Source organism: Halomonas dongshanensis (genome assembly GCF_024790395.1).
Classification (GTDB): domain Bacteria; phylum Pseudomonadota; class Gammaproteobacteria; order Pseudomonadales; family Halomonadaceae; genus Vreelandella; species Vreelandella dongshanensis.
On sequence record NZ_JAJISC010000003.1, the window covers coordinates 159,510 to 178,948 of the forward strand.

The 19,439-nt window shown below is 61.3% G+C and carries 11 protein-coding genes; 1 reads left to right on the forward strand and 10 read right to left on the reverse strand.

The window, feature by feature from the left end:
- The gene (locus LLY24_RS07520) at window positions 1-498 is read right to left on the reverse strand and encodes a tripartite tricarboxylate transporter TctB family protein (RefSeq protein ID WP_259035666.1); all 498 of its coding nucleotides are present in this window, start codon (window positions 496-498) and stop codon (window positions 1-3) included.
- A 32-nt stretch (window positions 499-530) separates the two neighbouring features.
- The gene (locus LLY24_RS07525; RefSeq protein ID WP_259035667.1) at window positions 531-1,397 is read right to left on the reverse strand and encodes a tripartite tricarboxylate transporter substrate binding protein; all 867 of its coding nucleotides are present in this window, start codon (window positions 1,395-1,397) and stop codon (window positions 531-533) included.
- A 335-nt stretch (window positions 1,398-1,732) separates the two neighbouring features.
- On the opposite strand from LLY24_RS07525, the gene LLY24_RS07530 reads away from it, so the two are divergent.
- Window positions 1,733-2,788, forward strand: a complete 1,056-nt coding sequence (locus LLY24_RS07530) for a phytanoyl-CoA dioxygenase family protein (RefSeq protein ID WP_259035668.1) — start codon at window positions 1,733-1,735, stop codon at window positions 2,786-2,788.
- Between the two features lie 555 nt (window positions 2,789-3,343).
- On the opposite strand, the gene LLY24_RS18350 is transcribed toward LLY24_RS07530, so the two are convergent.
- From LLY24_RS18350 to LLY24_RS07565, 8 genes are all read right to left on the reverse strand, one after another.
- On the reverse strand, window positions 3,344-3,856 hold the full coding sequence (locus tag LLY24_RS18350; RefSeq protein WP_427854545.1) for an REP-associated tyrosine transposase: 513 nt from the start codon (window positions 3,854-3,856) through the stop codon (window positions 3,344-3,346).
- A 253-nt stretch (window positions 3,857-4,109) separates the two neighbouring features.
- Entirely contained in the window at window positions 4,110-4,667 is a 558-nt protein-coding gene (gene rfaH / locus LLY24_RS07535) for a transcription/translation regulatory transformer protein RfaH (RefSeq protein WP_259035669.1), read from the reverse strand.
- Window positions 4,664-6,001, reverse strand: a complete 1,338-nt coding sequence (locus tag LLY24_RS07540) for an aminotransferase class I/II-fold pyridoxal phosphate-dependent enzyme (protein ID WP_259035670.1) — start codon at window positions 5,999-6,001, stop codon at window positions 4,664-4,666. The genes rfaH and LLY24_RS07540 overlap by 4 nt, the downstream gene beginning before the upstream one ends.
- Window positions 5,998-13,398, reverse strand: coding sequence for a type I polyketide synthase (locus tag LLY24_RS07545; protein WP_259035671.1), 7,401 nt, complete (start codon window positions 13,396-13,398; stop codon window positions 5,998-6,000). The genes LLY24_RS07540 and LLY24_RS07545 overlap by 4 nt, the downstream gene beginning before the upstream one ends.
- Window positions 13,395-15,116, reverse strand: a complete 1,722-nt coding sequence (locus tag LLY24_RS07550) for an LTA synthase family protein (protein ID WP_259035672.1) — start codon at window positions 15,114-15,116, stop codon at window positions 13,395-13,397. The genes LLY24_RS07545 and LLY24_RS07550 overlap by 4 nt, the downstream gene beginning before the upstream one ends.
- Entirely contained in the window at window positions 15,109-15,900 is a 792-nt protein-coding gene (locus LLY24_RS07555; protein WP_259035673.1) for an SDR family NAD(P)-dependent oxidoreductase, read from the reverse strand. Before LLY24_RS07555 ends, LLY24_RS07550 begins: the two co-directional genes overlap by 8 nt.
- On the reverse strand, window positions 15,897-17,135 hold the full coding sequence (locus LLY24_RS07560; protein ID WP_259035674.1) for a capsule biosynthesis protein: 1,239 nt from the start codon (window positions 17,133-17,135) through the stop codon (window positions 15,897-15,899). Before LLY24_RS07560 ends, LLY24_RS07555 begins: the two co-directional genes overlap by 4 nt.
- Window position 17,136: 1 nt before the next feature.
- Window positions 17,137-19,209, reverse strand: coding sequence for a capsular polysaccharide biosynthesis protein (locus tag LLY24_RS07565; RefSeq protein WP_486606398.1), 2,073 nt, complete (start codon window positions 19,207-19,209; stop codon window positions 17,137-17,139).
- Between the last annotated feature and the right edge of the window lie 230 nt (window positions 19,210-19,439).

Below are 19,439 nucleotides of genomic sequence, written 5' to 3' on the forward strand. Positions count from 1 at the left end.
TTACCAGCGCGGGCGGGGGAGATAGATACTGAACACGTCAGCGAAAAGATAGTAAGGCCCGAACGAGAACAGCAGGGCCACACCCAGCGCAATCAAAAGCGAAAGCGGCTTTCGAGGTGCCAAGTAGAGCTGGGCGGCGAGCAAATAGCCGAAGGTCGCGGCAATGAAACCCGCCCAGGGCATGAGTACCATGTAAAAAACGAACAGCCCCAGGTTCACCAGGACGCGCTTGAGCGACATCAAACGCTGCCATGCGGTTTTGAGCGTGGTAACAGGAAGGCCGTGCTTGGCCAGCTCGAAGATGATGGCAACCACGCATAGAACGGCAATGGATGAAAAAATCAGCTGCGGAAAGGTACCAGCACTCATGGGTTCCCAGCGAGAGGCCGGCAGTGCGCCGGCCCTGATGGCCATGAATACCGCTCCCATCGCAAGCACCACGTACGACACTAGCTGCAAGGTGGGTAGCAGCGCAGCGTCTGGGGTCTTACGCTTCATAACGGCTTCCTATGAAGAGGTGATTCCGACGCTTAGTCGAGAAGGCCAGCGTTTTCTTCGATGAACTGGTCGTTGCGCTCGAGGTAGTCGATGTAGTCGGCGCGATCGAGAAAGCGCACGGTACCGCCTGCATTGGCAACGTCAGTCTGGAAGTCTTCGCTCTCGGCCACCGCTTCAAGCGCGCTTTCCAGGCGCTCGATGATGGGCTCGGGAGTTCCCTTGGGTACGACGATGCCACGCGTAACCAGAAACTCCAGGTCGTAGCCCAGTTCGTGGAGGGTGGGGATCTCTGGGATCTCGTCGAGCCGTTCGGGGGTAGCGGCGGCGAGTATGGTCACGTCGCCGTTTTCGACGAAGGCTTCTGCCGACTGGTAATCCTCGATGGAGACGGTGATATGTCCGCCCGCCAGTGCGCGCAGACGCTCGCCCGTGCCTTCATAGCCAACGTAGCCGAACTGGGTATCGGTAGCCTGTTCGAACTGCACCGCCCATAGGTGCGGAATGCCGCCTAGGGTAACGCCCATGCGGTACTCGCCAGGACTTGCCTGTACCGCTTCGAGCATGTCATCGAGGGTTTCCCAGCCGGTATCGGCATTGACCATGACGACCGAGTTATCCGTGGTCATCATGGCAATGGGCTCGAAAGAGTCCCAGTTTTGCTCGGTGATGCCTGCATGATGAGCCATCAGCAAGCCTTCATGAATCTGCGTGATGGTGTAGCCATCGGCATCGCGTCGCGCTGCCTCGCGAAGCCCCACGGTGCCGCTGGCACCCGGCATGTTGATGATGGGCACGGCAGTGTCGAGTTCACGCTCCAGGTGGCGACCGACCAGGCGCATCAGCAAGTCGCTAGCGCCACCTGGCCCCCAGGGCACGATGAACAGCGTCTTGAATTTCATTGTGTTTCCTTGCAGGAGCAGGTGTTATCGTTGCACACAGACCCTACCGCGTCAGTGAACGGGCATCACTGATCAAGCGGCGTGGCCGCATGCTGGCTTGGGAAAATGCGTGAGGGTTGACGCGAGAACATTACCGTAAGGAAGTAGTGGTTCTGGTGAATGTTCCTATATCCCTCTGTTGTCGGTTGTTAAATGAAAAATCGATTATTTTTCGACATTCGACTATAGGCGAAGGGGGAAAGCAGCGTCAATAGCAGGCTAGCTTGCAGTGGTTTACCAATGCAGAGCGCTGTGCCCTAATACGTCTTTTACGGGCAGTAGCAAGGAAGCAGGCAATGAAGGGATTAGCGCGATATTTGGTTTGGGGCGGAGAGCTATTTACCGGTACTAAGTCGTTCAAAGCCAATCCGATACTCGGCAGCCGACGGCTCAATCGCTACGGCCTTCACGCCGCGCGGGTTTGGTTAGCCTATGCCATGACGCGCCTGCGCATGGCCATGCTGGCGCCGGGCGTGCCCAAGGCGGATCGCAAGCAGTTCACTACTCAGGGCTATGTGCTCAAAGAGAATTACCTGCCGCAAGCGCAGTTTGCGGCGCTGGTGCAGGCCATCGAGCGCTTCGATGGAGAAATCCGCGAGTGCTGCCAAGGGGATGCGCGAACGCACCGGGTATTGCTCAGTCCCGAGGTCATGCAGGCACTGCCGGAAGTGAAGGCGGTGCTGGAAGCCCCCGAGCTCAAGCGCCTTTTTCGCTACTGTGCCGGTCATGCGCGTTTGCCTATCTGCCATATCGAGAACGTGCTCAACGATGCGGCTCCCGCCAATGTGCGCCGTGACCCCCAGAAGAACCTGCATATCGATACCTTCCAGCCGACCATGAAGTTCTGGCTCTATCTCGAAGAGGTCTCGGAGATTAATGGTCCCTTCATTTATGTGCCGGGCTCCAATCGCCCACATCGCGAGCGGCTGAAATGGGAGTACGCCATGAGCCTGCAAGCGCGCGCTCACGCCGATCACTACACCGCCAGCGGCTCGTTCCGGGTAGGGGAAGAGGAAGCGTTGATGCTTGGCAATGCCCCACCGCGCGCCTTCAAAGTTAAAGCCAATACGCTGCTCATCGCCAACACCTTCGGCATTCACGCCCGCGGCCAAGCCACTCCCGGCAGCTCGCGCTTGGCGCTCTGGGGCATGAGCCGCACCAACCCCTTTCTACCCCTGCCAGGGCTCGGCTTTGGCTATTTCAACCGCCTGCAGTACCGCGTACTCCAAAACATGCGTAAGCGCGACGACGAAAAAGCAGCTGCCCGCGGCACCCTCTCTTCCTGGCACCGCATCGAACAAACGCGCATCACCGCCCAGCGCGCCAAGCCCGCCGACGATACTCTCAAGTAGCCTAGAGGGAAGCCTCCGTGCGCTGGGGGATGGTTTTGTAGCGTGGGTAAGCGCAGCGCACCCGCGAGAGCAGCGCGCAGCGGTGCCGGTTTTATTGCGGCGGCTTGATCGGGCGGCCGTTGGCCGCCATCGCGGGTGCCTCGCTGCGCTCGTTACGCCACGCTACGAGTGCGGTTATTGGGGTTGTAGCGTGGGTAAGCGCAGCGCACCCGCGAGAGCAGCGCGTAGCGGTGCCGGTTTTGTAACCGTGGCTTGATCGGGCGGCCGTTGGCCGCCTTCGCGGGTGCCTCGCTGTCGCTCGTTTCGCCACGCTACGAGTGCAAGGACAAAAGTTGTAGCGTGGGTAAGCGAAGCGCACCCGCGGGAGCAGCGCGAAGCGGTGCCGGTTTTATTGCGGCGGCTTGATCGGGCGGCCGTTGGCCGCCTTCGCGGGTGCCTCGCTGTCGCTCGTTACGCCACGCTACGTGTGTGGGACAGGGTTCGTAGCGTGGGTAAGCGCAGCGCACCCGCGAGAGTAGCGCGCAGCGGTGCCAATCGACAAGCAAGCCATTACGCTCATTCACAATCAAGGTCGATGATGGACGATGGAGGCTTTGATATCCCCCAATTTTCTTCGTACCAGCCTCTTCGAACGCATTGGGGAAAGCTTGACCACGGCCAATTTGAAGGGTCCGTGGTATAGCCATGCTTTACGGGGTTGAAGTGAATGTAATCCATATGGCGCCGCCAATCTGTTTCATTACGGATAACGTGCTCCCAGAAACCAGGCTGCCAAACCTGGGTAACACCAACAGGCCGATCAAATTCGCGCGAGGCGAACTTTTTGATATCGCGCCAACGAGAGGAGTAATCGGCATCCTCTTTGGGTAATGTCCAAATGCAATGTAAATGGTCTGGCAGAATGACAAAAGCGTCCATGCTGAAAGGGCGCGTTGATCGTACTCGACGAAGCGCGCGTCCTAGTGCGTGGACATTGGGGGCATGAGCTAGAAAAGGAAGCCGCTGATGAGTGACGACCGTAAAGAAATAGGTGCCACCAGGTATCAACGCCCGCCGATACGTTGCCATCTCGTTAGTCTCGATTTTTATGAATTATTCTTCAGTGTAAACATAGGGTGCGGTACGAAAAAAGCCTAGCGGATTGGCATGCTGCACCTGGGGGCGGCCATTGGCCGCCTTCGCGCCGGGCCGTCGCTACGGGTGCCTCGCTGCGCTCGTTACGCCACGCTACGGGTGCAAGGACTGAAGTTGTAGCGTGGGTAAGCGCAGCGCACCCGCAGCCCGGCGCGAAAGCAGCGCGTAGCGGTGCTGGTGGTGAGTGTCAGCGCTTTTCTAACTGCTCTATCGGCATTTCCAGGTGCTGGGGGCGTTGGAGTACGTTGAGGAGGACGATGGCGCGTTCTTCGCCTTTGGTGCGGCTGAAGATGGCTTCCAGGTCTTTGAAAGGGCCGTCGGTGATGATGACTTTCTCGCCGACACAAAAGTGGGTGTGGCTGCCTTCTTGACGATGGGGTTGGGCGCGCAGGGTGTCGATCAGGGCATCGGGGACGGCGATGGGGTGATCACCAAAGGTGAGTAGCCTAAGCACGCCGCGAGTCGAGCGGATGGGGCGCCAGTTACTGGCAATGGTGTCCAGGCGAATGAACAGGTAGTAGGGAAACAGCGGTTCGAGCACCAAGACCCGTTTGCCCTGACGCTTACGCTGGGCGTTGAGTATGGGGTGGAAGATCTCGTACTCCTGATTGGCTAGGTGCTCGGCGGCGCGAAATGACTCGCCGCCCTTGCACTGAATGACGTACCAACGCGCTTGCCCGCTACCTCCTTCGTTACCCCCTTCATCCAAAGCAGCGCTCTCATCCAAAGACGATACCGTGCTCATGACGCCTCGGCCATGAGCGCTGCCAACGTATCCAGAGTTTGGTCGATCTGCGCTTGGGTATGCTCGCAGGAGAGGAAAAAGCGCAGCCGCGCACTCTTCTCGGGCACTGCCGGGTAAAGGATCGGCTGCACGTTGATGCCCTGCTCGTAAAGCGCATGTGAAAGGTGCGCGGCGCGCGGCGAGCTGCCGACGATTACCGGTACTACGGCCGCGCCGATGCTGTGCCCGGTATCCATGCCCAGCGCCTGGGCACGCTCGAGAAAGTAGCGCGAAATGGCGTGCAAATGCTCGACCCGCTGAGGCTCTTGTCCCATCAGTTCCAGCACTTTGAGCGAAGGGGCGGCAACCTGAGCAGGCATGCCCACGCTATAAAGAAACCCAGGAGCGAAGTAGCGCAGCGTCTCCACCAGCGGTGTGCAGCCTGCGATGTAGCCGCCGCAGCCGGAGAGCGTTTTGCTCATGGTGCCCATCCAGATATCCACGTCGCTAGCGGCAATGTCGAAGTGTTCGCGCAGGCCCAAGCCGCGCTGGCCCATGACGCCGAACGAGTGCGCTTCATCGACCATAAGCCACGTCTGATGGCGCTTTTTGAGCGCAATCAGCGCGGGCAGGTCGGGAATGTCGCCGTCCATGCTGTAGAGGCCTTCGACCACGATCAGTACGCGCTCGAACTGAAGGCGGTGCCGGGTGAGCAGGTCGTCGAGCGACGCTAGGTCGTTATGGGCGAACGACATGCGCTTGGCGCCGGAGAGCTGAGCCCCGACCATCGCGCTGTTATGGATGTATTCGTCGTGAAGAATCAGGTCTTTGGGGCCAAGCAGATACCCAAGCGTCGAGACATTGGTGGCATGGCCGCTGACGAAGACGACGGCATCCTCTACGCCGTAGGTGCAAGCGAGGGCGCCTTCGAGTTCACGGTGAAGCGCACGCTCGCCCGAGACGACGCGACTGGCCGACACCGAGGTGCCGTAGTGCGCGGCTGCCGTGCAGGCGGCCTCGATGACGCGGGGGTCGCCCGAGTAGCCTAGGTAGTTGTAGCTGGCGAAATTGAGGCACTCGCGGCCCTCGATCACGCTGGTTGCCCCCGCCATACCGTCGTGAACCTTGAAGAAAGGATCTTTCAGGCCCAACTGCTCGGCACCTTGGCGCAGCATGATTAGCTGTTGGTAGCCGGGGTGAGCATCGAAGCGCGTAAAGCGCTCGGGTACGCTGCCCGCATGCGCTAGCGCAGCGGACGTGTCCGGCGCTGGGCTGTTGGAGGGCGCGCGGGTGGCCGGGCGTTTGCGCGCCTGTTCCAGCAGTTGGCGTTTCAGTTCGGAGCGCGTCAGGGTCATGGTGTCTCGGTCGCGGATGAAGAGGGAGCAGCGGCGCCATCGATGAGTCCTTCGACGCCGTGGCGAGCGGCGAGAGAGGCTAACGCATCCTGCGGCGCCTCTTCAACGTCGTCGTGCTGGTGCAGCTTCTGAATCAGCACGCCTGCGAGCTTATCCAGCGTCGAGGCTTCGCTAAGAATCATTACCGGGACGTTGACGCCGAGGCGGTTCTCGATCGCCGTCATCAGCTCGACACCCATGAGCGAGTCGAAGCCCATGTCGTAGACCGAACGGTGTACGTCGATCTTCTCCTCTTCGATCAGCAAAATGCTGGCGAGCTCGGCGCGCAGGAGCTCGGTGACCGTAACGTGGAGCTCCTCGGGCGATAGCTCGGTGAGCAGCGCTCGAAGATCGTTGCTATCGTGTTCGCTGGCGCCATCGTCGTCACTGGCGCGGGCGATCTCGTCGAAGCGCGGTGTCTCGGCGGTGGGTAAAAAGCGCGCCAGTGCCCCCCACTCGAGCTCGAGCACGCCGAGGCTCGGGCTATCGGTGAGCAGCATCTGCTCCAGGACCTTCAAAGCATCGTCCGAGCGTAGCGCCGAGCCGCCCAAGCGCTCTTGCAGAGCGTCGCGGGTGCGCGTATTGCGGGCCAAAAAGCCGACGTCTTCGATGGCGCCCCAGCGTACGCAGGTGGCCGGTCGGCCGTTGGCGCGGCGCGTAGCGGCGAAGGCTTCGAGCCAGTGGTTGGCGGCAACGTAGTTGGCCTGGCCGGGGTTACCAAAGAGGGTGGTAGCCGAGGAGTAGAGGATGAAGAAATCCAGCGGCAGTTCCTGGGTCAGGGCATCCAGGTGACGAGCTCCCTCGATCTTCGGCGCCAGCACCTTCTCGATGCGTTCGGCGTCGAGGTTACGGATCAGGCCATCGTCGATCACCGTGGCCGCATGGACGATCCCCTTCAGCGGGGGCAGCTCCTGAGACGCGTGGCCCAAAACGTTGGCGAGCGCATCCCGGTCGGTGATGTCGCAGGCGGCGGCCACCACCGTGACGCCGCGCGCCTCGAAGTCCGCAATGGCGGCTTTGGCTTCGTCGCTTTGCGGCCCGCTGCGGCTTAGCAGAATCAACGCGCGTGCGCCCTTATCGACCAGCCACTGAGCGGTCTTCAAACCAAAGCCGCCAAGCCCGCCGGTGACCAGATAGCTCCCGCTAGCCGAAAGCGTCAGCGTGCCCTGGCCGAGGGTATCGTGCTGTGGTTCGGCGATGGGCGTTTCGTAGCTCACCACCACCTTGCCGATCTGACGCGCTTGCTGCATGTAGCGGAAGGCGTCGATCACTTGGCTGTGGCCGAAAGCGGTAAACGGCAGTGGGCTTAGCGTGCCGTCGTTGAACAGGGCCATCATTTCACCGAACAGACGCTGAGTGAGGGCGGGTTGTACCTTCATCAACTGGTCGGAATCGATGCCGAAGTAGCTTAGGTTGTTGCGGAACGGGCGCAGGCCAATATGCGTGTTTTCATAGAAGTCGCGTTTGCCCAACTCCAGGAAGCGGCCGAAGGGGCGCAGCGCACGTAGGTTCTGGTTGATCGCCTCGCCTGCAAGCGAATTGAGCACCACATCGACACCCTCACCTTGGGTATCCTCGAGAATCTCCTCGGCGAAGGTCAGCGAGCGTGAGTCGTAGAGGCGCTCGATGCCCATCAGGCGCAAGAAGTCACGCTTCTCTTCGGTGCCCACGGTGGCGTAGATTTCGGCGCCCATCCAGCTTGCGATCTGAAGTGCCGCGATACCTACGCCACCTGCGGCGCCGTGGATCAGCACTTTCTCACCGGGCTCGACCCGCGCTAAGTGCTTGAGCGCGTAGTAAACGGTAAAGAAGGTCGTCGGGATGGTGGCCGCGGCGGCGTAATCGACGCCCTCGGGCAGCGGCGCCAGGGCGTGTTGGCTGGCGATCAAGCGGTCGCTGAAGCTGGCAGGACCAAAGCCCACCACGGCTTGACCGGGCGTGAAACGTGTCACTTCGCTGCCGACTGCAACGATCTCACCGGAGAACTCGAGCCCGAGCGTGGGGCCAGCAAAGCCGTTTTCGATGGCCTCGTCGGAGAGCAGCCCCAGCGTGTACATGACGTCGCGGAAATTGAGTCCCGTGGCTTTGACGCGTACTTCGACCGCATCGGCGGCAAGCTCGGGCAGGGCACGCGGGCGCCAGCGCAGCTGGCGTAATTGGCCAGGCAGGGCAAATCCTAGCGTCATCGCATGGCGCGCGGGAAGCGATACGTCCTCAGCGCAGTGCGGTGCAGGCAAGGTGCGCAGGCGCGTAGCGAGCCGAGCGCCGCTGGTCGCGATGACCACCTCGTTCTCGGTGTCTGGGCAGGCAAGCGACGCGGCAACACTCTCCAGCGCCGTCGCATCGGGATCCACTGGCAGGTCGAGCAAGACGACATCGTGGCCGACCGCTTCGTTGGCCAAGGAGCGACCAAAGCCCCAGAGGGCGGCATCGGCGGCGGGAGCGAGAGCACTTGCGCCATCGGGCTTCCACAGCCGCTGCACGCCCTGGGTGGTTAGCCACAGTGTGGCCGTCACATCCTGTGCTTCCAGCGCCAAGGCCCACTGCTGGGCCAGGTGGCAGCGCAGGGTTTGCGTAGCAACGGTGTCGGTCGTCTCACTTGCTGCCAGGCCACGCAGATCAACGACGTTGAGCGGTAGCTGCGCCGCATCAAAGAGGGGTGGGGCGGCAAGCGCATCGACGAGCAGATCGGCCGGTGCGGCACTGGAGCGACTAAGCAAAACGGCGTCGCCGCGCTGCTCAAGCGTTTCAGCCAAGCGCGTGGCAAACGCTTCGTTGCGATCATCGCTGATCAACAAGTGGCGCCGCGTGCTGTGCGGGCGTAGCGCAGCCGGGTCGGCGGCGTAGTGCGCATGCAGTAAATAAGCGCCCGTTGCTTCCTCTTCGAGCACGATGGGGGCGGATACGATCATGCCCTGGGCCGTGAGCCACTCGCTTAAGGTGTCCCGCTCGAGCGCTTGGCGCTCGATACCGGGAGTGGCCAGCACGTCGTCGAGCCAGCGGCTGGGCGAGGTGCCCACGACGATGAGCTGCGCGCCCGGCGCAAGCCAGGCGGGTAGCGCCGCGATCAAGCGCTGGGTGGCGTCAGGATGAGTAACGTCGGCGCTGATGACGGCCAACTGGGCTTTGCGCGCAGGGGCAAGCGCAGAGGGAGCGTCATCGAGGCTTGCCACATCGATTAGCGGAAAGCGCTCTTGAAGCTGTTCGGCTTGATGGCGTGCGCCGTCGTGCGTGGTCAAGGCGCGGTAGTGGCTGCGTGCCAGCAGCGGCTGCTCACCGCTTGCCATGCGCTCGAGCAGGCGCTCACCGAGCACCGGCGCGCAGGGCCCCGCTTCTAGCAGGGATAAGCGTTGGCCGCTCGGAAGCTCAGTGAGCGTGGCGTCGATCAGGGCGCCGAGCTCGTTGGCGAGCGCCTGCCAGCCGTTTTCGCCGATCAGTACGCGATTGAGGCGAGCAAGCTGGCCATCGTCGATGCCGAGTGTGGCGAGATCGGTCGTTTCCGCTCGCAGGGCGTCGCGGTGTAGTCCCAACCGCCCGACCAGATGTATAGGAGCGAAGTAGTCCGGGTACTCCTGAACCAGCAACTGCCAGATGGTCGCCGGGGTGTGCTCTTCGCTGGCATCAGCGCCATTCTCAGCACTGGCGAAGAACGCTTCACTGAGACTGTCGAGCAGCGGCGCCACTTCGCTCGAGTAGCGCTTGCCTGTGTGCGAGGCAAATGCCTCGGGCAGGTTGGCGATACGGCCCAGCGCCTCGGCGGGTAGCGCCAGCGGCGGGTTGGTCAAGGGCGCTGCGGTCAAGGCAACATCGAGATAGCTTAGCTGCTGCTGATGGGCGCGGTTGAGGCGAATGGCCTTGAAGCGCGTTTCACTGAGCACGGCCACGGCACGACCGTCGGCATCGAAGAGCTCGAAGTCGGCCGTGAAGGAGTGAGGGGCGCGCTTACGCATGATGGCGCGTGCCACCACGGGCTTACCCGCCTGCGTATCGAGCTGGATGCGCCCAACGCGCACCGGCACGAAAGCGAGCCGGTCGTCGCGCTCGCGCTGGTGGGCGAGCAGCGGAATGAACATCTGGAAGGCACTATCCAAGATGCCCGGATGCAGGTGCAGGCTATCGAGCTGGGCGTTAACGGCCTCGCTCAGTTCGATCTCGCCAATCACGCTGTCGCCCTCGACCCAGCCTCGGGCAATGGCCTGGAAGGCGCCGCTGTAGTGCAGGCCAATGCGCTCGGCCATCTGCAGGTGCTCATCCAGGGTGTAGTCCGGCGCACGGCTGGGCAGTGTCGGGGCCTGGCGCTTGAGCAAGAAACCACGGGTTTCACGGCGCATACGCGCCACCGCGTTGACCTGCCACTCGGTGCCGGTAGCGGGCTCGCGCGAGCGGATTTCCATGCGGCCATCGCCACCCAGCAGCGACAAACGCATGGTGCGCCCGTTGGGGCCGTCGAGTAGCAGCGGTGCGCGAATTTCGAGCTCCTCGATATCGAGCACCGGGGCGTCTTGAAGCTGTACGCTGGCGGCTAGGGTCAGCTCGACGAAGCCAGCACCAGGGAAGACCGCGCCTTCACCCACCACGTGCCCGGCAAGCCACGCTTGGCGCTGGGTATCGAGCTGACTCTCCCAGGTATTGTCGTGCTGAGCCAGCGGGTAGCCCAACAGCGGGTGCTGGTAGTAGCGTCCCAGAAGCTTTTGGCTATCGCTGGTGGGGTCGACCCACAGATGCGTGCGCTGCCAGGCATAGCGCGGAAGAGGTGCTCGCAGACCTTCGACCGGGAAGAAGCGGCGGGCATCGACTGCGAGTCCGCTGAGCAGGTACTGCGCTAAGCAGCGCTTAAGCAGCTCCAAGCCCGGCTTATGACGTTCGAGTGTGGCCAGCGTAAGGCCGCGAACGTCTGCTTCGCGTAGGGCTTCGTTGAGGTAGCGGCGCAGGATGGGGTGAGCGCCGATCTCGATGAAGACGTTATACCCCTGGGCGACGAGCTGGCGGGCAGCGCTATCGAACAGCACCGGCTCGCGAATATTGCGCCACCAGTAGGTCGCATCCAGATAAGTACCTTCACTAACGGTACCGGTCACCGTCGAAACGAAGGGAAGGGTGGTGGCGCGCGGTTTTATCTCGGCAAGGGCGCTGATCACGCCCTGCTCGATGCTATCCATGGCCGGGCTATGGAAGGCGTAGTCGAGCGGTAAACGCTTGGCCATCACGCCTAAGCCACTAAGCTCGGCTTCGAGCGCAGTCAACTGGTCGACATCACCTGCCAGGGTGATGCCCTTGGGGCTGTTGATCCCGGCCAGGTGCACTTTGACGTATTCGGGGCGGGCCAGATAGGTCGCGATATCGTCAGCGCTCATTGAGACCGCCGTCATGGCGCCGAGGCCGCGGGTCTTGCCCTGGAAATCGCTGCGGAAATAGATGACCTTGACGGCATCTTCCAAGGTCAGCGCACCTGCTGCCCAGGCGGCGGCCACTTCGCCTACGCTGTGGCCGAACACGGCAGTGGGTGTGATGCCTTGGTCGGCCAGCCACTCGGTCAGCGCGACTTGAAGGGCAAAAAGCGCTGGTTGAGCGATTTCGGTGCGTTCAAGGCGCTGATCACCGTTGTGCCCTTCGAGTTCGGCGCGTAGCGAAAAATCGCCCAGACGTTGGAAGAGCGCGTCGACGCGGTCGATGGCGGCGGCGAATACCGGGGCGGTGTCGAGCAAGTCGCGCCCCATGGTTTCCCACTGGCAGCCGTTGCCATCGTAGACGAACACCGGACCCTGGGCGTCGCTTAGTCGGCTAAGGCGGGTGGCGGACGTTTTATCGTCCTCAACGAGCCCTTCGAGGCGTGCGATGGCCTCGGCGTGGTTGGCCGCAAAGAGTAGGGCGCCGTGTTCGTGGTGTTCGCGATGATAAAAGAGCGTATGGGCGACATCGTAGAGAGCCGTTTCCCCGTCGCGTAGCGCGCCGCTCTTGAGCTCGGCGGCAAGCGTGTGCGCGCCTTCGATCAGCGCCGCTTCGCTACGCGCACTTAGGCGCAGCGGTAGCGCTTGTGGCGTCGTTTCATCGTCGATACGCGCTGGCGTGCTCGTCGCGGCATGTTGCGGCGGGCTTTCGAGAATGACGTGGGCATTGGCGCCGCCAAAACCGAAGGAGTTGACGCCGATGACGATGCGCCCGCTTTTCTTCAACGCCTGCGCTTGGGTGACGACCGCGATGTTCCACTCGTCGAACTTGATACGCGGGTTGAGCGTGCGAATACCGATGGTGGCAGGCACTTCGCGATGCTGAATGCTGTAGAGCGCCTTGGCCAGACCCGCCACACCCGAGGCGGTTTCCAGATGGCCCATGTTGCTCTTCACCGAACCGATGGGCAGAGGCGTGGCGCGATGCTTGCCCAGCGCTTCACCAATGGCGCGCGTCTCGATGGGGTCTCCCACCGAGGTACCCGTGCCGTGGGCTTCGAGGTAATCGATGTCGTCGGGGGCGATACCCGCTTGAGCGTAAGCGCGGCGCATCAGGTCGATCTGAGCGTCCGCATTGGGCACGGTGATTCCTGATTTATGCCCATCGGTATTGACCGCCGAGCCTGCCACCACGGCCAGAATACGGTCGCCATCGGCGATGGCATCGTCGTAATCCTTGAGCAGGAATAGGCCAGCGCCTTCGGAGCGTACGTAGCCGTTGCCCGCTTCGTCGAATACCTGGCAGCGACCGGTAGGCGAGAGCATGCTCGCCTTGGAGAAAATGATGAAACCATAAGGGTGCAGATGAAGGCTGATACCCCCGGCCAGCGCCATGTTGGTTTCACCACTTCTGATTGCCTGACACGCCTGATGAAAGGCGACCATGGAGGAGGAGCAGGCAGTATCCAGCGACATGCTCGGACCGTGGAGGTCGAAGACGTAAGAGAGGCGGTTGGAGGCGATGCTCGAGGTATTGCCAGTGGCGGTGGAAGCGTCGATCGCTGCCATGTCATCGGCCATGCGGTAGGAGTAATCGAGACTAGCAACGCCGAGGAACACGCCGCACTGACTGCCGCGTAGCGTGCTGGGCGCAATGCCGGCATCGTCGAAGGTTTCCCAAGCAAGCTCCAGCAGCATGCGCTGCTGCGGGTCCATATGCGTTGCTTCACGCGGCGAAATACCAAAGAAGTCGGCGTCGAAGCCGCCGATCTCGCCCAGGCTACCGGCGGCAAAGGTCACGCTGGTGCCGGGGTGGCGCTTGTCGGGATGCCAGAAGGCCTCTTGGCTCCAGCGATCGGGAGCGACCTGCGAGACCAAATCCTTTTCGGCCTTGAGATCCTGCCAGAACGTTTCAGGGGTGGTGCCGGGGAAACGGTGGGCGGCGCCGATGATGGCAACGCGTCTAGTCATTCTTGCTCCTGAAATTCTGGTTCTGCCTTGAATGCATCGTTCGTTATCGCATTGCTCTTTATAACACCGCTCTTCATAAGATCGCTCGCTGGTGCATCGCGCATCATCGCGGCATTGGGAACGTCTCCAAGTGCTCGTTCGAGCAGTACGGCGCCGAGTTCCTGGGCGCTCAATTGCTGGGTAGTGAACGGGCGCGAGCGCTCCGTGCCCTTGTGCTGGGTCGACCAGATCACATAGGGCGTCGTGCCCGCAGGCGCACCGTAGTGAGCGTAGGCGGCGGGCAAGATGGGCACGTGATCGCCGTACCAACCCAGTAGCCCTGGGCGCGAGCGGCTACTCAGCGCTTTCGTTACCTCGGCCATCATCCTGTCGGCCTCGCGCAGGTGATGCAAGTAGACCGCCAAATCGCGCTGGTGTTCGGCCAGTGGCCAGTGCGCCTTGGGCAGCGTCTGCTGGGCTGCCTCAGCCTGCGGCGCTTCCAAGTGCAGCGGGCCGTGATTTTCCATGGTGATGATGAAGACGAAAAGCGGTCTATTATCGTCATCTTCCAGCAGGCGTCCAACCTTTCGCGCAACCGCTGCATCGCCAATGTATTGGCCGTGACGGTCGGTGGCGGCGTCGAAGGCCTGCAAATCGACGAACTGCTCGAAGCCCAGCGCTGGCATGACGCGGTGGCGTAGATAAAACGTCTCGGGGTAGGGGTGCACGCAAACCGTTCGATAACCTGCCGCCTTGAAGGCGCTCGCGATGCTGGGCAGTGGGTGGCGGGCAAGTGTGCGGTAGGGGTTGAACTGTAGCGCTCCCCAGGCGCTGGGCGCGATACCGGTGAGTACGGCGCATTCGGTGCGCACGGTATTGGCGCCCCAGGCAGGAACGCTTAGCGTGCCTGCGATATCGGCTTGTGCGCGTAGCGTATCGAACGCCGCCAAGATCGAAGGCGCTATCTCATCGCACCAGGAGCGTGGGTCGAAGAAGGATTCACTCTGCACCAGCACCACGTTGGGGCTATCCGCGCTTGGGGTGTTGGTCTGGGCATTGACCTTGGCGCTGGCGTGGTCAGTCTGATTATCGGCACCTTGATCAGCGCCTGGGTAATAGGGTGACTGCTCGGGCCGAGGTGGGCGCGCGCGCATAAGGGCTACGCCGTAGGCCCACAGGCTAGCGAAGAGCCCCAACGCGTGCATGTCTTGCGCTGGGTGTAGGGTAATCGACGTGCGCCAGGGCTTGACGGCCACGATGAGGGCGCTACCCACGGCGATGAGCGACAGGGTGGCGACGAACAGCGCACCCGCGCCATGACGCGAGACCAGCGACGGCTCCCAAATGAGAAAGGCGCCAATGGCGGCGGCCCCGACGCAAGAGGCAAGGATCGCCAGGGTAACACCGAAAAACGGTACATAGAGACGAGGGTGGCGCAGGGCGTCCCAAAAGTACTCGAAGTCGTGGCAGATGAAAGGCTCGTTCAGCGTGCTGGATTTGGTGTTACTCGACTGCACGATGACCAACTGCAGCGAGAGCAAAAACACCACCGCAAACCAGGGGCGTTGAAGCACTAAAGTGAATAGCCCGAAAAGCAGCAGCCAGCTGCCCACATGCATCGCCGTGGCTGCCATACCACGCTGCCAAAAGGGCGTAGGGGCCGGGCGCAGCAGGGCCTCGATGGCGAAGGTGGCGATCAACCCCGTCACTAGCGGCCAGAGAAGTGATACCTCAAGCATGGGGATGTCCGCTGTGATCGAAACCGAGGCGCTTTACCAGCCATTGCGACACTGGAGCAGGGAGCACGGCGAGCCACCAGGTGCCGAAGTTGAGCGGGAACGGGAAGCTAACGCGTGCTCGGTTACGCTCGATGCCGCGCTTGATCACCTTGGCGGCTTTTTCCGGCGGCCACTCCCACGGTTTAGGGCCCGGCATCGCCTCGCACATGGGCGAGGTCACGTAGCCTGGCATGATCACGCTAACGCCAATGCCACAGGGCGCCAGCAGCCCGCGAAGGCCTTCGCCGTACGCTTTGATGCCTGCCTTGGTGGCGCTATAGGTCGGCGTGGTGGGTAAGCCGTGCCAGCCTGCGAGCGAGCTAATGAAAACCAACTGCCCGCTACCTCGCGCTTTCATGGCAGGCACAAGCTGCTGCGCCATCGCCATGGGCGTGCGCAGATTGAGCGCGACCAGTGCCTCGGCTTCTGCCCAAGGCTCGAGCTCGCCGGGGCCGGGCGGGTGCGTATTTCTACCGGCATTGGCAATAACGATATCGGGCAGGCAACGCCGCGCGACGTCGCTGAGCCATTCGGCAAGGGCTGCATCATCGTCGAGCGGGATCGAGGCCGTCTCTACCGTGGCGCCCTGTACGCGGCATGTCTCGGCCAAAGCGTCGAGCACGGCTTGTTTGCGGCCATGGAGAATGAGATGACACCCCGAGGTGGCATAGGCGCGTGCCAGCGCCCCGCCAATAGCGCCCGTGGCCCCGGTGATCAGCACGCAGCGTGTTGCAGTAAAACTCAAAGCAGCTTCTCCAGGGGTGATGGGCAGGCCTGTAGTATACCCGCTGCGTTGTCTACGGCTAACTCGATGCCGGTTTGACAGTAAAACCCGCCATTGACCTGGGTGGCATGCATCACCGTTTTGTGGAAATAGCCAAAGAGCTCGCGGCTTGGCGGCGGCGGCTGGAACCAGAACTCCTCCAGCGCGCCTTGATAGGTCAGCCCCGCCAACTGATAGATGGGATCGCTAAGGGCAAAGGTAGGGCAACCCTGTTCCAGGGCCACGAGACCCACGGTGCTATTGACGGTCACCGTGCCGGTAGCATGCTTGAGCAGCGCGTTGAGATCGCCCGACTCCAAATAGACGATACGCCCTTCAAGGCCGTAGAAATCACTCAGCCGCTGGATGATGCCGGGATAGTTCACCAAGCCCATGTCTAACGGGTGATTCTTGATGCAGAGCAGGGCATCGCTTGGCGCGTGCAGGGCGAAAGAGCCCAAGACGTGATCCATCACCTCTTCCATGTTGGCGTAGGGCGAATGGTCGCGAATCTGAGCGTCAGTGTTGAGCTGCAAGGGCAGTAGAAAATATGGCTTTGACTGGGCGATCAAGGCATCGATCCGAGCTTTGTCGCGCTTTTTCCAGTGCTTTAGCAAGGTGAAACGCTTGAGGTAACCTGCGTACTCCATCGGTGCCGTAATGCCCGCATGGTTACGGTAGCGTGGCGCGACGAGCGGGTTGGCAAGACCTGCCACGTGGTAGCCGATATCGTGCAGCGCGCGCACCTTGAACGAAGAGCGAAAGCGCTTGGGCTTGGGCGGCTCGGGCAGTGCCTTCCCCGTAGCATAGAACCAGCTGGGGTCGCGGGGCAGTAGCGAGTGACCGTTGACGCCGTCGCGCTCCAGGGTGATCCAGAAGGGGCGAAAGTAGCCCTCTTCGAACACGTGGGTGCGCACCCCCGCATCGTTTGCGCCTTCGATGGCGGCGCGATGCACGGGGCGACGGTCGCCGAAAAGCACTTGATCGGTAATGCCATAACGCTGCCAGAGCGTGTTGAGATAGCCGGGCAGCTCGTTTAGTGGCGCGCGAAAAAGATGCTGCTGAGCGCCGGTGCCTTGCGAATAGGCGATATCGCCCGCATTGAAGTTGACCTTGACGACGCGGTGACCGGCGTCGGTGAGGCTACGCGCCAAACGCGGGTAAAAGGGGGAACAAACTCCCTGTAGAAACAAGAAGGCGCGCTTTTGCTGCTTCAACTCAGTGTCTTCCTATGACGATGCTGCGATAGCAGCGATAGAGCTGCTGTTTCCATGTCGGTTTGACCAAGCGGTACTGGGCCTGCTCCAGCAGAGTGACCACGGTTTCGACGTTACACAGCTGCTTCGTTGCGGGGTCGACGTAGCTTGGATAAAGAATCAAGGTAGCGGCGACGAGCGCGTCAAGACCGAGGCGGCGCGTGCGCCTTGGGCAGTGCAACGCATCCTGGGTCAGGCCCCAGCCCGCATAGAACGGCAGCCCGTAGGTGTAGACCTTACGACCACGTAATAGCGCCTCGAAGCCCGTTAACGAGCTCATCGTGTGCACGGCGTCTACCCGTTCGAGCAGGGCGGCAATGTCGACATGGCCCACTTCGGCATCATACAGCGTGCTCGCATCGGCGGCGAGTAGCCCCAGGCGCGCCCCGCTGATCACATCGGGGTGCGGTTTATAAAGAATATAGGCGTCCGGATGCGCCGTACGCACGGCTTCTAGTAGTGCCTGATTGGTACGAATCTGAGGAGAGCCTGCGGCAATCGAAGCATCACTTTCTACTTGGCCAGGTACCAGCACGAGGTGCCGGTCGCTCGGAAGATCGAGCTCACGTTCGCCCGGCACGTTGTACTTGGAAAGTTTTAGGCCCACCAAACGCTCGCGCAGGTGCCGGGCGCGCTCGAGTAGGTCGGGTGTGAAGTCGAAGGTTTCCAGCAGTATTTCTAGATCGCTTGGCTGGCGCGGGTCGTAATAGATGCCTTTACTGTCGATGACGAGCGATAGGGGGCGAGTAAGATCCACCCCAAGCCCCGCTGAGCGCACGAAGCCGTCCTCCATTCGCCACAGGGTGTCGATGTGCCCGGAATGGCGCTGCTTGAAAGCGTCATCGATGCTGCTTGACCACACCAGCACGCGTTTACTGACAGGCGCTTTAGGCAACTGACGCTGATGGCTTACTTTGGCGGCGGCGCCGAGAAAATCGTCGATGAAGCCACGCTTCCACGAGGAGAAACCACATGCCAACCAGTCACCGCTCAGGCGGTCGCGCTGGCGCTTTTGATCGGCGATCAGCGCAAGGGTATCTTCCAGCGTAGAGGGCTGGCCGGTATAGGGGTTGGCGTAGCGGGCATAGCGTAAATACGCCGCCGCGAAGACCTCGGTCAGCGTGCGGGTACGCCGCCGTCGGTGGCAGGCTTGGCGATCATCGGTAAGCCCCCAGGCGGCGTAGAAGGGCAGGCCAAAACAGGTGACAGGCACTTGAGCGAGTAGGGCCTCGAAGCCCAACTGGCTGGTCACGACATAGACTTGCGAGACGATGTCGAACAGTGCCCAAGGGTTGATGTCGTTTCCCACCAGCACGCAACGAGGATGCTGGGCTGCCTTTAGCAAGTGCCCGCTCTTTTTACCCGCGATGACGTCTGGGTGAACTTTCACCAGCACCGTGGCATTGGGGTGCTCTGCTAGCGCCGCTTCCAGCATAGCGGTGAAGCTCTCGGCACTGGCGCCACCAAAGCTTATCGAGGCATCTCCGGCGGTTTGATCCACCACCAATACGCAGCTGCCCGGCGTACCTCTATTCAGCGGTTCCGGAAGCTGGTCGGGGGCGTGGTTATACTTCGATAGACGATAGTGTCGCAGTTGCGTCATACAGCGCTCGGCAAGAGCGAGTTCGTCGTGGTCGAAGGTGGCATCGTTGAGCCAGTTTTCCAGATCACTGGGGCGCGTGGCATCGTAGTAAATGCCGGTATGATCCACTACCAAGCTGTGCGGTTGGTAGCCCGCAACGCCAAGACCTAGAGAGCGCAGAAAGCCATCTTCCAGGGCGATATAGGGTAGGTGGTGTTTCTGCGCATAGCGGCGGGCACGAACGCTCGTCGGTTTCAATCCCCAGCCGACGACGGCATCAGGCATCCGACTGAGTGAGTTAAGTCGGATAAGCCGGTCGAATTCGGGTAGCAGCGCCTTGAGGGCGCTAATACGCTGAATTCCAGGAGAAAGAATGCCTGCCGTGCGTTTTTCCATGGTGAGTACGTACCGCTGACGAATACGCTCAGCGGCGCTCTTCGTGTCGTGGGTCAAGGGAGGGCGAACATACGTGAATCCCGCTGTCTTGGCAATTTCTCAATCACCAGGCAGTTGTACCAGGAAAAATGAGCATTGATACTTATTTTCATTTTTAAATACAAAAAGTTACGTTGGCTTGAAAAAAGCTTGATGAGATAAATGGTTAATTAAAGTTAAATTGTGTTATATAGTTTTGCGAAGCGTTAAAAAGTATCATTGACGGCATAACGCTTTTACTTAAATTA